Annotated in this window: 9 protein-coding genes and 2 tRNA genes; 9 read left to right on the forward strand and 2 right to left on the reverse strand. The window is 59.7% G+C overall.

Annotated elements, in window-relative coordinates; all coding sequences use genetic code 11:
• Positions 1-18 precede the first annotated feature (18 nt).
• Positions 19-105: transfer RNA gene (locus J2Y86_RS20585), tRNA-Leu, on the reverse strand.
• A 166-nt stretch (positions 106-271) separates the two neighbouring features.
• Positions 272-358, reverse strand: a tRNA-Leu gene (locus J2Y86_RS20590).
• A gap of 226 nt (positions 359-584) precedes the next feature.
• On the opposite strand from J2Y86_RS20590, the gene rnr reads away from it, so the two are divergent.
• The 9 genes from rnr to J2Y86_RS20635 all read left to right on the forward strand — a co-directional run bounded on the left by rnr (position 585) and on the right by J2Y86_RS20635 (position 14,041).
• Positions 585-3,218 (forward strand): ribonuclease R, encoded by a 2,634-nt coding sequence (gene rnr, locus J2Y86_RS20595; RefSeq protein ID WP_253435579.1) that lies wholly within the window; start codon positions 585-587, stop codon positions 3,216-3,218.
• Entirely contained in the window at positions 3,215-3,982 is a 768-nt protein-coding gene (rlmB, locus tag J2Y86_RS20600; RefSeq protein ID WP_253435582.1) for a 23S rRNA (guanosine(2251)-2'-O)-methyltransferase RlmB, read from the forward strand. The genes rnr and rlmB overlap by 4 nt, the downstream gene beginning before the upstream one ends.
• Positions 3,983-4,300: 318 nt before the next feature.
• Complete coding sequence (gene rpsF / locus J2Y86_RS20605) at positions 4,301-4,723, forward strand: 30S ribosomal protein S6 (protein WP_003217491.1); 423 nt, start codon at positions 4,301-4,303, stop codon at positions 4,721-4,723.
• A gap of 28 nt (positions 4,724-4,751) precedes the next feature.
• Positions 4,752-4,982, forward strand: coding sequence for a 30S ribosomal protein S18 (gene rpsR / locus J2Y86_RS20610; protein WP_002551829.1), 231 nt, complete (start codon positions 4,752-4,754; stop codon positions 4,980-4,982).
• A 36-nt stretch (positions 4,983-5,018) separates the two neighbouring features.
• Entirely contained in the window at positions 5,019-5,912 is an 894-nt protein-coding gene (locus J2Y86_RS20615; RefSeq protein WP_253435585.1) for a hypothetical protein, read from the forward strand.
• Positions 5,913-5,931: 19 nt separating this feature from the next.
• Complete coding sequence (gene rplI, locus J2Y86_RS20620) at positions 5,932-6,378, forward strand: 50S ribosomal protein L9 (protein ID WP_003197251.1); 447 nt, start codon at positions 5,932-5,934, stop codon at positions 6,376-6,378.
• A gap of 120 nt (positions 6,379-6,498) precedes the next feature.
• Positions 6,499-7,893, forward strand: a complete 1,395-nt coding sequence (gene dnaB, locus J2Y86_RS20625; RefSeq protein ID WP_007947521.1) for a replicative DNA helicase — start codon at positions 6,499-6,501, stop codon at positions 7,891-7,893.
• 191 nt (positions 7,894-8,084) lie between these two features.
• Entirely contained in the window at positions 8,085-10,388 is a 2,304-nt protein-coding gene (locus J2Y86_RS20630; protein ID WP_253435589.1) for a YgiQ family radical SAM protein, read from the forward strand.
• Between the two features lie 377 nt (positions 10,389-10,765).
• Complete coding sequence (locus tag J2Y86_RS20635; RefSeq protein WP_253435592.1) at positions 10,766-14,041, forward strand: DUF2126 domain-containing protein; 3,276 nt, start codon at positions 10,766-10,768, stop codon at positions 14,039-14,041.
• Positions 14,042-14,113: the final 72 nt, after the last annotated feature.

The following is a 14,113-nucleotide window of genomic DNA, read 5'->3' on the forward strand; positions in this document are numbered from 1 at the left end:
GAGCTCTGAAATTTGAATTGGTGCCCAGAAGAAGACTCGAACTTCCACGACCTTGCGGTCACCAGCACCTGAAGCTGGCGTGTCTACCAATTTCACCATCTGGGCATAATCTTCAGCGTTGCCGCTGTTGATGTGGCGCACTATACGGAGAGCGTTTTGATCTGTAAACCCCTGATTTGGTTTTAATAAATCTGAAGCTTAGAATGCAAAAAACCCGCTTTCGCGGGTTTTTGTGTGAGCCTTGAAATTGATCTAATCTCAAGCTCGAAATTGGTGCCCAGAAGAAGACTCGAACTTCCACGACCTTGCGGTCACCAGCACCTGAAGCTGGCGTGTCTACCAATTTCACCATCTGGGCAGTATCGGCAGCGCTAGTGCGTCGTCGATGGCGCGCACTATACGGAGCGTCTTTTTAACTGTAAACCCCCGGCATCAAAAAAACCTGAAAAATATTACCAGTGGCATTCAAGTAAGCTTTTCGGTGTCGATAAAGGGCTTTAGATGGGCTGTCACAGCCTGAAATTTCCCGTTTCATTACGCCTATGCCAAACTAACCCGCATATAGACAAGGTGAAAACTCTCTAATGGCCGATTGGCAGTCCCTCGATCCCGAGGCCGCTCGTGAAGCGGAAAAATACGATAACCCTATTCCTAGCCGCGAACTGATCCTTCAGCACCTTGCTGATCGGGGTTCGCCTGCTAACCGCGAGCAGCTGGTCGAAGAGTTTGGTCTGACCACAGAAGACCAGATCGAAGCCCTGCGCCGCCGCCTGCGCGCCATGGAGCGCGATGCTCAGCTTATTTACACGCGTCGCGGCACCTATGCGCCGGTGGACAAGCTCGACCTGATCCTGGGCCGCATCAGCGGTCACCGTGACGGCTTCGGCTTCCTGGTCCCGGACGACGGCAGTGACGATCTGTTCATGAGCCCGGCGCAAATGCGTCTGGTGTTCGATGGCGACCGTGCGCTGGCGCGTGTTTCCGGCCTGGACCGTCGCGGTCGCCGTGAAGGCATGATCGTCGAAGTGGTGTCGCGTGCTCACGAAACCATCGTCGGCCGTTACTTCGAAGAAGGCGGTATCGGCTTCGTGGTGGCGGACAATCCGAAGATCCAGCAGGAAGTGCTGGTCACGCCGGGTCGCAATGCCAACGCCAAGGTCGGTCAGTTCGTCGAAGTGAAGATCACTCACTGGCCGACGCCACGCTTCCAGCCGCAAGGCGACGTGGTTGAAGTCGTGGGCAACTACATGGCGCCGGGCATGGAAATCGATGTTGCCCTGCGCACCTACGATATTCCGCACGTCTGGCCTGAAGCGGTGTTGAAAGAAGCCGCGAAGCTCAAACCTGAAGTCGAAGAGAAAGACAAAGAGAAGCGCATCGACCTGCGTCATCTGCCGTTCGTGACCATCGACGGTGAAGATGCGCGCGACTTCGATGACGCGGTCTACTGCGAAGCCAAGCCGGGCAAACTGCGCCTGTTCTCCGGTGGCTGGAAGTTGTACGTGGCGATTGCCGACGTTTCCAGTTACGTGAAGATCGGTTCCGCGCTGGACAACGAATCCCAGGTTCGCGGCAACTCCGTTTACTTCCCGGAACGCGTAGTGCCGATGCTGCCCGAGCAGCTGTCCAACGGCCTGTGCTCGCTGAACCCGCACGTTGATCGCCTGGCCATGGTCTGCGAAATGACCATCTCCAAATCCGGCGAGATGACCGATTACTGCTTCTATGAAGCGGTGATTCACTCCCATGCCCGTCTGACCTATAACAAGGTCAGCACCATGCTGGAGACGCCGAAAGTCACCGAAGCGCGTCAGCTTCGTGGCGAATACACCGACGTTCTGCCGCATCTGAAGCAGCTTTACGCACTGTACAAAGTGCTGCTGGCGGCCCGCCACGTGCGTGGCGCGATCGATTTCGAAACGCAGGAAACCCGGATCATCTTCGGTTCCGAGCGCAAGATTGCCGAAATCCGTCCGACCGTACGCAATGATGCGCACAAGCTGATCGAGGAATGCATGCTGGCGGCCAACGTGGCCACCGCCGAATTCCTGAAAAAGCACGAAATTCCTGCGCTGTATCGCGTCCACGATGGTCCGCCGCCGGAGCGCCTGGAAAAACTGCGCGCCTTCCTCGGTGAGCTCGGCCTGTCCCTGCACAAAGGCAAGGACGGCCCGTCGCCGAAGGATTACCAGGCCTTGCTGGCCAGCATCAAGGACCGTCCGGATTTCCATCTGATCCAGACCGTCATGCTGCGTTCGTTGAGCCAGGCGGTGTACAGCGCTGATAACCAGGGCCACTTCGGCCTGAATTACGAGGCGTACACCCACTTCACCTCGCCGATTCGCCGCTACCCGGACTTGCTCACGCACCGGGCGATCCGCAGCGTCATCCATTCCAAGCAGGATACGCCGCACGTTCGCCGTGCCGGTGCGATGACCATTCCGAAAGCGCGCATCTATCCGTACGACGAAGCGACCCTGGAACAGCTCGGCGAGCAATGCTCGATGAGCGAACGCCGTGCCGACGAAGCGACCCGCGACGTGGTGAACTGGCTCAAGTGCGAGTTCATGAAAGACCGCGTGGGCGAGTCGTTCCCGGGTGTGATCACTGCCGTGACCGGTTTTGGTCTGTTCGTCGAACTGACCGACATCTACGTCGAGGGCCTGGTGCACGTCACCGCGCTGCCGGGTGATTACTACCACTTCGACCCTGTGCATCACCGCCTCGCCGGTGAGCGTACCGGTCGCAGCTTCCGCCTTGGCGACACCGTGGAAGTGCGCGTGATGCGCGTCGACCTCGACGAGCGCAAGATCGACTTCGAGATGGCTGAAAAAACCATCAGCGCGCCGATCGGCCGCAAGAAGCGCGGGACTGAAAAGACGGAGCCCGCCGCTAAAACTACGGCGAAAACCGCAGCAGAGCCGGCACCGGCGAAAACCGGTCGTCGTCCTGCCAAGGAAAAGGTTGTCGAAGCCTATCGCCCGAGCGATGCCGCGGCGAAAAACGCTGAGCTGCGCAAAAGCCGTGAACTGAAACAGGCGTTGCTGTCTGAAGCGAAAAGCGGTGGTAAAGCGGCGTCTGGGGGAAAGACCGGACGGTCGGCGCCTGACAAGGCTCCCGGCAGCAGCAAGCCAAGCAAACACCGTAAAGGTCCGCCGAAAGCGGGCTCGGCTCCAGCCAAAAGTGGCGGGGCGCGTAAACCTAAGGCCAAGTCATGAGTCAGTTGGAAAAAATCTACGGCGTGCATGCGGTAGAAGCATTGCTGCGTCACCACCCGAAACGCGTCAAGCAGATCTGGCTGGCTGAAGGCCGCAGTGATCCGCGGGTTCAGACGCTGATCCAGCTCGCTGCGGAAAATCGCGTGGCCGTTGGCAATGCCGAGCGTCGTGAGCTGGATGCTTGGGTTGAAGGCGTGCATCAGGGCGTGGTGGCAGACGTGAGCCCGAGCCAGGTCTGGGGCGAGGCAATGCTCGACGAACTGCTCGATCGCACCGAAGGCGCACCGTTGCTGCTGGTGCTCGACGGCGTGACCGATCCGCACAACCTTGGCGCTTGCCTGCGTTCGGCCGATGCGGCCGGCGCGTTGGCGGTGATCGTTCCGAAAGACAAGTCAGCCACGCTGACCCCGACGGTACGAAAAGTCGCCTGTGGCGCGGCGGAAGTGATTCCGCTGGTCGCCGTGACCAACCTGGCGCGCACCTTGGAAAAGCTAAAGCAGCGCGGGTTGTGGGTCGTCGGTACGGCGGGCGAGGCTGAGCAGAGCCTGTATCAGCAAGACATGACCGGCCCGACCATCCTGATCATGGGCGCGGAAGGCAGCGGCATGCGTCGCCTGACTCGCGATCTTTGCGACTACCTGGTGCACCTGCCGATGACCGGCAGCGTCAGCAGTCTCAACGTGTCTGTGGCGACTGGCGTTTGTCTGTTCGAAGCCCAGCGTCAGCGCAGCGTCAAGGCTGCTGCGGGCGGCAAAAAGTCTTAAGCCGTACGCGATCCAAATGTGCGAGCGGGCTTGCTCGCGAATCGGTCTGGCATTCAACATTTTTGCTGAATGACATACCGGCTTTCGCGAGCAAGCCCGCTCCCACATTGGTTCTGTGCCAATGCCAAGATCGGTGGCGTGAACGAACTGTTCAAATAATCACCAATTGCCTTGCACCTCTTCTGTCCCTTCTCTACAATTGCGCCCCTTGCTGTGACGGCAGGCACGCATGTGTCTATCGCAGGCAAGTCCATAAGTGTCATTCACTCCTTGTCTGACCGCTTTTGAGCGGCAGGCTACAACCCGTAAGGAGCATTCATGCGTCATTACGAAATCATCTTTTTGGTCCACCCGGATCAAAGCGAGCAAGTCGGCGGCATGGTTGAGCGTTACACCAAGCTGATCGAAGAAGACGGCGGCAAAATCCACCGTCTGGAAGATTGGGGCCGTCGTCAACTGGCCTACGCAATCAACAATGTTCACAAGGCTCACTACGTGATGCTGAACGTTGAGTGCACTGGCAAGGCCCTGGCCGAGCTGGAAGACAACTTCCGCTACAACGATGCAGTGATCCGTAACCTGGTCATCCGTCGCGAAGAAGCCGTTACCGGCCAATCCGAGATGCTCAAGGCTGAAGAAAACCGCAGTGAGCGCCGTGAGCGTCGCGACCGTCCTGAGCACGAAGGCGCTGAAAGCGCTGATAGTGATGACAGCGACAACAGCGATAACGCTGACGAGTAATCCACGGACCTTTTAAGGAGCCTATCAAATGGCACGTTTCTTCCGTCGTCGTAAATTCTGCCGCTTCACCGCTGAAGACGTGAAAGAGATCGATTACAAAGATCTCAACACTCTGAAAGCCTACGTATCCGAGACCGGCAAAATCGTTCCAAGCCGTATCACCGGTACCAAAGCACGTTATCAGCGTCAGCTGGCCACCGCTATCAAGCGCGCCCGCTTCCTGGCCCTGCTGGCCTACACCGACAGCCACGGCCGCTGAGACCGGGCAGTCGACACGTAGCAAAGGATTGAAAGCATGCGTGCCTTAGCTGAGTTCATCATGCGCGGCCGTATGCAGGCCACTCTCGTAGTGGCTGGATGCGCAACATTGCCGTTGTTGTATTGGTTGGGTGCTGCCGCCGGATGCCTTGTGCTCCTGCGGCGCGGATTGAAGGACGCCCTTGGCGTACTTGCTCTGGGACTGCTGCCGGCGTTGATCTGGTGGCTTTACTCCGACGACCCACGGGCACTTCTGGTGCTGCTGGGGTCTTCGAGCCTTGCGTTGGTTTTGCGCGCAAGCGAGTCCTGGAACCGCGTGCTGCTGGTCAGCATAGCGATGGGAGTGGTGTTTGCAGTGGTGCTGGGGACAGCTTTTGCTCCCCAAATCGAGATGCTGGCGCAGGCCTTGATAAAGGTCATGCCGTCGCTACTCGGTGATGTCTACCAGAAGTTGTCGGTAGATGAGCAAGCGCATTTTGCGTCCCTGATTGCACCGGTCCTGACCGGCCTGATTGCGGCCTTGTTGCAAATCGTCAGTGTGCTGAGCCTGATTGTCGGGCGCTACTGGCAGGCGTTGTTGTACAACCCGGGTGGTTTTGGTCGCGAGTTTCGCGCCATCCGATTCCCGCTTTTACCAGCGATGTTGCTGCTGGCGTGCATGCTTCTGGGGCCGAACATCGGTCCACAGATGGCCATGTTGACGCCGTTGTGCAGCGTACCGCTGGTGTTCGCCGGGCTGGCCCTGATTCACGGTCTGGTGGCGCAAAAGCGACTGGGCCGATTCTGGCTGGTGGGGTTGTACGTGACGCTGTTGCTGTTCATGCAGCTGATCTATCCGTTGCTGGTGGTCTTGGCCATCGTCGACAGCCTGATTGATTTTCGCGGTCGTTCGGCGCCGAAAGACGTCGATAGCGCGAACGGTGAAGGTTAAAAGTTAAGAGGATTTTCACATGCAACTGATCCTTCTGGAAAAAGTCACCAACCTGGGCAACCTGGGTGACAAAGTGAACGTTAAGGCTGGTTACGGTCGTAACTACCTGCTGCCTTACGGCAAAGCTACCGCTGCGACCGCTGCCAACCTGGCTGCGTTCGAAGAGCGTCGCGCTGAGCTGGAAAAAGCCGCAGCAGACCGTAAAACTTCGGCTGAAAGCCGTGCCGCCCAACTGGCTGAGCTGGAAGTGACTATCACTGCCACCGCTGGTGACGAAGGCAAGCTGTTCGGTTCGATCGGTACTCACGACATCGCTGATGCACTGACCGCCTCTGGCGTTGAAGTTGCAAAAAGCGAAGTTCGTCTGCCGAACGGCACCATCCGCAACGTAGGCGAATTCGACGTAGCCGTGCACCTGCACGCCGAAGTTGAAGCCACCGTACGCGTTGTCGTGGTAGCAGCTTAAGTAGCACTTGTCGGCTGGCACCCTTGGGTGCTTGCCGGTAACATCGGGCACGATCCTGTTTACAGGTCGTGCCCTTTGTCTTTCTGATCTCCCCGCTTTTCATAAAATAACCAAGTGGCCATGAACGATATCTCCGCACCCGAGCAATACGATCTGCAAACCGCTTCCCTGAAGGTGCCACCGCATTCCATCGAGGCCGAACAGGCCGTGCTCGGTGGTCTGATGCTGGACAATAACGCCTGGGAACGCGTGCTTGATCAAGTCTCCGACGGCGATTTCTACCGGCATGACCACCGCCTGATCTTCCGCGCGATCGCCAAGCTCGCCGACCAGAACTCCCCGATCGACGTCGTGACCCTTGCCGAGCAATTGGACAAGGAAGGTCAGACCTCACAGGTTGGTGGCCTGGGTTACCTCGGCGAGTTGGCGAAAAACACGCCGTCCGTCGCCAACATCAAGGCCTATGCGCAGATCGTCCGCGCACGGGCGACGCTGCGGCAGCTGATCGGCATCGCTACCGAGATTGCCGACAGCGCCTTCAACCCGGAAGGCCGCACCGCTGAAGAGATTCTCGACGAAGCCGAACGTCAGATCTTCCAGATCGCCGAGGCCCGGCCTAAAACCGGCGGCCCGGTGAGCGTGAATGACCTGCTGACCAAGGCCATCGACCGCATCGACACCCTGTTCAACACCGACAACGCCATCACTGGCCTGTCCACCGGTTACACCGACCTCGACGAGAAGACCAGCGGCCTGCAGCCGTCCGACCTGATCATCGTCGCCGGCCGTCCATCCATGGGTAAGACCACCTTTGCGATGAACCTGGTGGAAAACGCCGTGCTGCGCAGCGACAAGTGCGTGCTGGTGTACTCGCTCGAGATGCCAGGTGAATCGCTGATCATGCGTATGTTGTCGTCCCTCGGCCGTATCGACCAGACCAAGGTTCGTGCCGGTCGCCTGGATGACGACGACTGGCCGCGCCTGACGTCGGCCGTCAACCTGCTGAACGATCGCAAGTTGTTCATCGACGATACGGCGGGTATCAGCCCGTCGGAAATGCGCGCGCGGACCCGGCGTCTGGTGCGTGAACACGGCGACGTCGCCCTGATCATGATCGACTACCTGCAATTGATGCAGATTCCGGGTTCCGGTGGTGATAACCGGACCAACGAGATTTCCGAAATCTCCCGTTCCTTGAAGGCCCTGGCCAAGGAATTCAACTGCCCGGTGGTGGCGCTGTCACAGCTCAACCGCTCCCTGGAGCAACGACCGAACAAACGGCCAATCAACTCCGACCTCCGGGAATCCGGAGCGATCGAGCAGGATGCCGACGTCATCATGTTCGTGTACCGGGACGAGGTGTATCACCCGGAAACCGAGCACAAAGGCATCGCCGAGATCATCATCGGCAAACAGCGGAACGGCCCGATCGGTACGTCGCGACTGGCGTTCATCGGCAAGTACACCCGCTTCGAAAACCTGGCGCCGGGTAGCTACAACTTCGACGACGAGTAACCTTGTGGGAGCGGGCTTGCTCGCGAATGCGGTAGTACATTCAGCCTGATTGCTGAATGACACACCGCTTTCGCGAGCAAGCCCGCTCTCACATGGGTTACGCGTTATTTCCGACCATAGCCGTCGGAATTGGTTATTTTTTGTGCTATATTCCGCGCCCGCGATTTTTCATCTCAACACCGGTCATCGTCATGCAAACAGCCAAGCCGTTATTTGACTATCCCAAGTACTGGGCCGAATGTTTCGGTCCAGCGCCATTCCTGCCAATGAGCAGGGAGGAGATGGATCAGCTTGGCTGGGATTCATGCGACATCATCATCGTCACCGGTGATGCGTACGTTGACCATCCGTCGTTCGGCATGGCGATCATTGGCCGGCTGTTGGAGTCGCAAGGCTTCCGCGTCGGGATCATTGCCCAGCCGAACTGGCAGTCAAAAGACGACTTCATGAAGCTCGGCGAGCCGAACCTGTTCTTCGGCGTCGCGGCCGGCAACATGGACTCGATGATCAACCGCTACACCGCCGACAAGAAAATCCGTTCCGATGACGCCTACACCCCCGGTGGCCTGGCGGGCAAACGTCCGGATCGCGCGAGCCTGGTTTACAGCCAGCGCTGCAAGGAAGCCTACAAGAACGTGCCGATCGTTCTTGGCGGCATCGAAGCGTCCCTGCGCCGCATCGCCCACTACGATTACTGGCAGGACCGGGTTCGCAACTCGATCCTGATCGATGCCTGCGCCGACATCCTGCTTTACGGCAACGCCGAGCGTGCGATCGTCGAAGTCGCCCAGCGTCTGTCCTACGGTCACAAGATCGAAGACATCACCGACGTGCGCGGCACCGCGTTCATCCGTCGCGACACGCCGAAAGACTGGTACGAAGTCGATTCCACGCGTATCGACCGTCCGGGCAAGATCGACAAGATCATCAACCCGTACGTCAACACCCAGGACACCCAGGCCTGCGCCATCGAGCAGGAAAAGGGGCCGGTTGAAGACCCGACTGAAGCCAAGGTCGTGCAGATCCTGGCCAGCCCGAAAATGACCCGCGACAAGACCGTGATCCGTCTGCCATCGGTCGAGAAAGTCCGTGGTGATGCCGTTCTCTACGCTCACGCCAACCGCGTGCTTCACCTCGAAACCAACCCGGGCAACGCCCGTGCGCTGGTGCAGAAGCACGGCGAAGTCGACGTCTGGTTCAACCCGCCACCGATTCCGATGACCACCGAAGAAATGGACTACGTGTTCGGCATGCCTTATGCGCGCATTCCGCACCCGGCGTACGGCAAGGAAAAAATCCCGGCCTACGACATGATCCGCTTCTCGGTGAACATCATGCGTGGCTGCTTCGGCGGCTGCACGTTCTGCTCGATCACCGAGCACGAAGGCCGGATCATCCAGAACCGTTCCGAAGAGTCGATCATTCGCGAAATCGAAGAGATCCGCGACAAGGTTCCGGGTTTCACCGGCGTCATTTCCGACCTCGGCGGCCCGACCGCGAACATGTACCGCATCGCCTGCAAGAGCCCGGAAATCGAATCCGCGTGCCGCAAACCGTCGTGCGTATTCCCTGGCATTTGTCCGAACCTGAACACCGACCACTCGTCGCTGATTCAGCTGTATCGCAGCGCCCGTGCCTTGCCGGGTGTGAAGAAGATTTTGATCGCTTCCGGCCTGCGTTACGACCTCGCGGTCGAGTCGCCGGAATACGTCAAGGAGCTGGTGACCCACCACGTCGGTGGCTACCTGAAGATCGCCCCGGAACACACCGAGGAAGGTCCGCTCAACCAGATGATGAAGCCGGGCATCGGCAGCTATGACAAATTCAAGCGCATGTTCGAGAAGTACTCCAAGGAAGCCGGGAAAGAGCAGTACCTGATTCCGTACTTCATCGCCGCCCACCCGGGCACCACCGACGAAGACATGATGAACCTGGCCCTGTGGCTCAAGGGCAACGGTTTCCGTGCCGACCAGGTGCAGGCGTTCTACCCGTCGCCGATGGCCACCGCCACCGCGATGTACCACTCGGGCAAGAACCCGCTGCGCAAGGTCACTTACAAGAGCGATGCCGTGACCATCGTCAAGAGCGAAGAGCAGCGTCGTCTGCACAAAGCGTTCTTGCGTTATCACGACCCGAAAGGCTGGCCGATATTGCGTGAAGCGCTGACCCGCATGGGCCGCGCCGACCTGATCGGGCCGGGCAAGAACCAGTTGATCCCGTTGCATCAACCGGCGACCGACAGTTACCAGAGCGCCCGTCGCAAGAACTCGACGCCGGCCGGCAGCCACAAGGTTGCAGGGGAAAAGACCACCAAGATCCTGACCCAGCACACCGGACTGCCACCGCGCGCCAGCGATGGCGGGAACCCGTGGGACAAGCGCGAACAGGCCAAGGCAGCGGCATTCGCCCGAAACCAGCAAGCGGCGAAGGAGCGCAAGGATGCGGCCAAGGGCAAAGGGCCGAAGCCTGCGCGCAAGCCGGTTGTACCGCGCTAAACGTTGACCGCTGATAACAGAACGCCAACCTTCGGGTTGGCGTTTTGCGTTTAAGGCTTGAAAGTTTTGCCCGGGCGACTGGCCCCTTCGCGGGTAAGCCTCGCTCCTACAGGGATCCCTGTCGTTCACAAAATCCTGCGTCCACAGAAAAACCTGTAGGAGCGAGGCTTACCCGCGAAGGGGCCAGTACCGTCACTCTAAAACTTTCCTGACAGCACTCGCCGCCACATTAACGTGCAACTCCCCCAAACCAATTCCCCGCATCGCCCGATTTTGGTGCTGTACTGCCTCAAGCACTCGGAGAAAGCGCCAGCGCTGCTGCATGGCATAAGTCTTGCGCGCTTTCGAATACGCTTATGGCTCGCAGGAGGCACGCCGTGTCGATTCATGTCGCATTGCACCACGTCACGCATTACCGCTACGACCGCGCCGTCGAGCTCGGGCCGCAGATCGTTCGTCTGCGTCCGGCCGCCCACAGTCGCACGCGGATATTGTCGTACGCGCTGAAAGTCTCGCCCGAGCAGCATTTCATCAACTGGCAGCAAGACCCCCAGGGCAATTACCTGGCGCGGTTGGTGTTCCCGGAGAAAACCGAGGAACTACGGATCGAAGTCGATCTGCTGGCCGAAATGGCGGTGTTCAATCCGTTCGACTTCTTCCTTGAGCCCTACGCGGAACAAATTCCGTTCGCCTATGCCGCGGACGAGCGCAAGGAGCTGGCGCCGTACCTGGAAACCTTGCCCCTGACGCCGAAGTTCCAGGCCTACCTGGACGGCATCGACCGCACGCTGCTGCCGAGCGTGGATTTCCTCGTCGCGCTGAACCAGCGTCTGAGCGAAGACATCGGCTACCTGATCCGCATGGAACCGGGCGTGCAGATGCCTGAACACACCCTCGAACACGCCTCCGGTTCCTGCCGCGACTCGGCATGGCTGCTGGTGCAATTGCTGCGCAACCTTGGACTGGCGGCGCGTTTCGTCTCCGGCTATCTCATTCAACTCACCGCCGATGTCAAAAGTCTGGATGGCCCTTCTGGCACCGAGGTGGACTTCACCGATTTGCACGCCTGGTGCGAAGTGTATTTGCCGGGTGCCGGCTGGATCGGCCTGGACGCGACGTCAGGGCTGTTTGCCGGCGAAGGACACATTCCGTTGGCGTGTAGTCCCGATCCGGGCTCTGCGGCACCGATCAGTGGCCTGGTGGAACCGTGCGAGTGCGAATTCACCCACGAAATGTCCGTGGAGCGGATTTGGGAGGCGCCGCGGGTCACCAAGCCCTACACCGAAGATCAATGGCTGGCGATCCAGGCACTGGGCCGGCAGATCGATGCCGATCTGCTGGAAGGCGACGTACGCCTGACCATGGGCGGCGAGCCGACCTTCGTCTCCATCGACGATCCGGACGGCGACGAATGGAACACCGCCGCGCTCGGGCCGGACAAGCGTCGCCTGTCCGCCGAACTGTTCCAGCGTATGCGCAAGCGTTACGCGCCCAAGGGCCTGGTGCATTTCGGTCAAGGCAAGTGGTACCCCGGCGAGCAACTGCCGCGTTGGTCGCTCAACTGCTACTGGCGCCGCGACGGCGTGCCGATCTGGCACAACAGCGCGCTGATTGCCGATGAGCAGGAAGACTACGGCGCCGATGGTGAATTGGCCGGGCGCTTTCTGGCGAGTGTCGCCGAACGTTTGAAAATTCCGACGCGTTTTGTGTTCCCTGCCTACGAAGACAATTTCTATTACCTCTGGCGCGAAGGTACGTTGCCGCAGAACGTCAGCGCCGAAGACTCACGTCTCGAAGAGCCGCTCGAACGAGCCCGTCTGCGGAAAGTCTTCAGTCAGGGCCTGGATAAAGTGATTGGCCAGGTCCTGCCGCTGGCGCGCACCGCCAAGGGCGATCAGTGGCAAAGCGGTCGCTGGTATCTGCGCGACGAGCATTGCCGCCTGGTGCCCGGGGACTCGCCGCTGGGCTATCGCTTGCCACTGGGTTCGCAGCCGTGGGTGAAAGCCGCCGAGTTTCCGTTCATCTATCCCAATGACCCCAACCAGGAATTCCCTGCGCTGCCGGATACGCAGCAATTAAACAGCCCGGGAGCACCTGCCGACGCGGTCGAGCGGGATCTGGAGGTCGACGAATCCGCCGACTGGCTGACCCGTACCGCGTTCTGCGCCGAGGCGCGGGAAGGGCGGTTGTACCTGTTCATGCCGCCGCTGGAGCGGGTCGAGGATTATCTGGAGCTGGTCACCGCAATCGAGGCCACGGCGCAGGAGTTGCGCTGCCCGGTGTTGCTGGAAGGCTATGAGCCGCCGAGCGATCCACGCCTGAGCAACTTCCGTATCACTCCAGACCCGGGCGTGATCGAGGTCAACGTGCAGCCGTCCGCCACGTGGGACGAACTGGTCGAGCGCACCGAGTTTCTCTACGAAGAAGCGCGCCAGACCCGGCTGACCACCGAGAAATTCATGATTGATGGCCGACACACGGGCACTGGCGGCGGTAACCATTTCGTACTGGGTGGCGCGACACCGGCTGACTCACCCTTTCTGCGCCGTCCGGATCTGTTGCGCAGTCTGATCAGCTATTGGCACAACCATCCGTCCTTGTCCTACCTGTTTTCCGGATTGTTCATCGGCCCGACGTCCCAGGCGCCGCGCGTCGATGAAGCCCGCAACGATGCGTTGTACGAGCTGGAAATCGCCTTCGCCCAAATGCCCCAACCCGGTGAGGAATGCGCGCCTTGGCTGGTGGACCGGTTGTTGCGCAACCTGCTGATCGACGTGACCGGCAACACCCACCGCGCCGAGTTCTGCATCGACAAGCTGTATTCACCGGACGGCGCGACGGGGCGCCTCGGCTTGCTGGAGTTGCGTGCCTTTGAAATGCCGCCGCATGCGCGCATGAGTCTGGCGCAACAGTTGTTGCTGCGAGCGCTGGTCGCACGATTCTGGCGCGAGCCATATGCGCCGCCGAAACTGGCGCGCTGGGGCACTGAATTGCACGACCGGTTCCTGTTGCCGCACTTTATCGAGCAGGATTTCGCGGACGTCATCGTGGATCTCAACGCCTCGGGTTATCCGGTGCGGGCCGAATGGTTTGCCGCACATCTGGAATTCCGTTTTCCCAAGGTCGGCGATTACGCCGTCAGCGGCATTGAACTGGAAGTGCGTCAGGCGCTGGAACCGTGGCATGTGCTGGGCGAGGAGGGCGCCGTCGGCGGCACGGTGCGCTATGTGGATTCGTCCCTTGAACGCCTGCAGGTCAAGCTCACCGGCCTGCCACCGCAACGTTATTTGCTGACCTGCAATGGCGTTCCGGTGCCCTTGCAGCCCACCGGGCGGGTTGGCGAGTTCGTCGCCGGTGTGCGTTTCCGCGCCTGGCAGCCCGCCAACTGCCTGCAACCGACCATTCCCGTCCACGCGCCGCTGGTGTTCGACCTGCTCGACACCTGGATGCAGCGGTCTCTGGGTGGCTGCCAGTACCACGTCGCCCATCCCGGCGGGCGCAATTACGACAGTTTGCCGGTGAACGCCAATGAAGCCGAGAGTCGGAGGATGGCGCGTTTCTTCCGCATCGGACACAGCCCTGGGAAACTTCCTATACCGATTCTGGAAATTAACGACGAGCTGCCGATGACTCTCGATTTGCGACGTTTCTAAACCGTACGCGACGCTCGGATTTTTCGTATATCCGGGCGTCATGAGCCTGCGTTAGTCTGACCGTTCCTTGCT

This window comes from Pseudomonas migulae (assembly GCF_024169315.1).
Taxonomy (GTDB): Bacteria; Pseudomonadota; Gammaproteobacteria; order Pseudomonadales; family Pseudomonadaceae; genus Aquipseudomonas; species Aquipseudomonas migulae_B.

Bases quoted from the DNA above. Each gene is read 5' to 3' on its own strand.
- rnr (WP_253435579.1), top strand. From the start codon at position 585: ATGGCCGATTGGCAGTCCCTCGATCCCGAGGCCGCTCGTGAAGCGGAA.
- rlmB (WP_253435582.1), top strand. From the start codon at position 3,215: ATGAGTCAGTTGGAAAAAATCTACGGCGTGCATGCGGTAGAAGCATTG.
- rpsF (WP_003217491.1), top strand. From the start codon at position 4,301: ATGCGTCATTACGAAATCATCTTTTTGGTCCACCCGGATCAAAGCGAG.
- rpsR (WP_002551829.1), top strand. From the start codon at position 4,752: ATGGCACGTTTCTTCCGTCGTCGTAAATTCTGCCGCTTCACCGCTGAA.
- J2Y86_RS20615 (WP_253435585.1), top strand. From the start codon at position 5,019: ATGCGTGCCTTAGCTGAGTTCATCATGCGCGGCCGTATGCAGGCCACT.
- rplI (WP_003197251.1), top strand. From the start codon at position 5,932: ATGCAACTGATCCTTCTGGAAAAAGTCACCAACCTGGGCAACCTGGGT.
- dnaB (WP_007947521.1), top strand. From the start codon at position 6,499: ATGAACGATATCTCCGCACCCGAGCAATACGATCTGCAAACCGCTTCC.
- J2Y86_RS20630 (WP_253435589.1), top strand. From the start codon at position 8,085: ATGCAAACAGCCAAGCCGTTATTTGACTATCCCAAGTACTGGGCCGAA.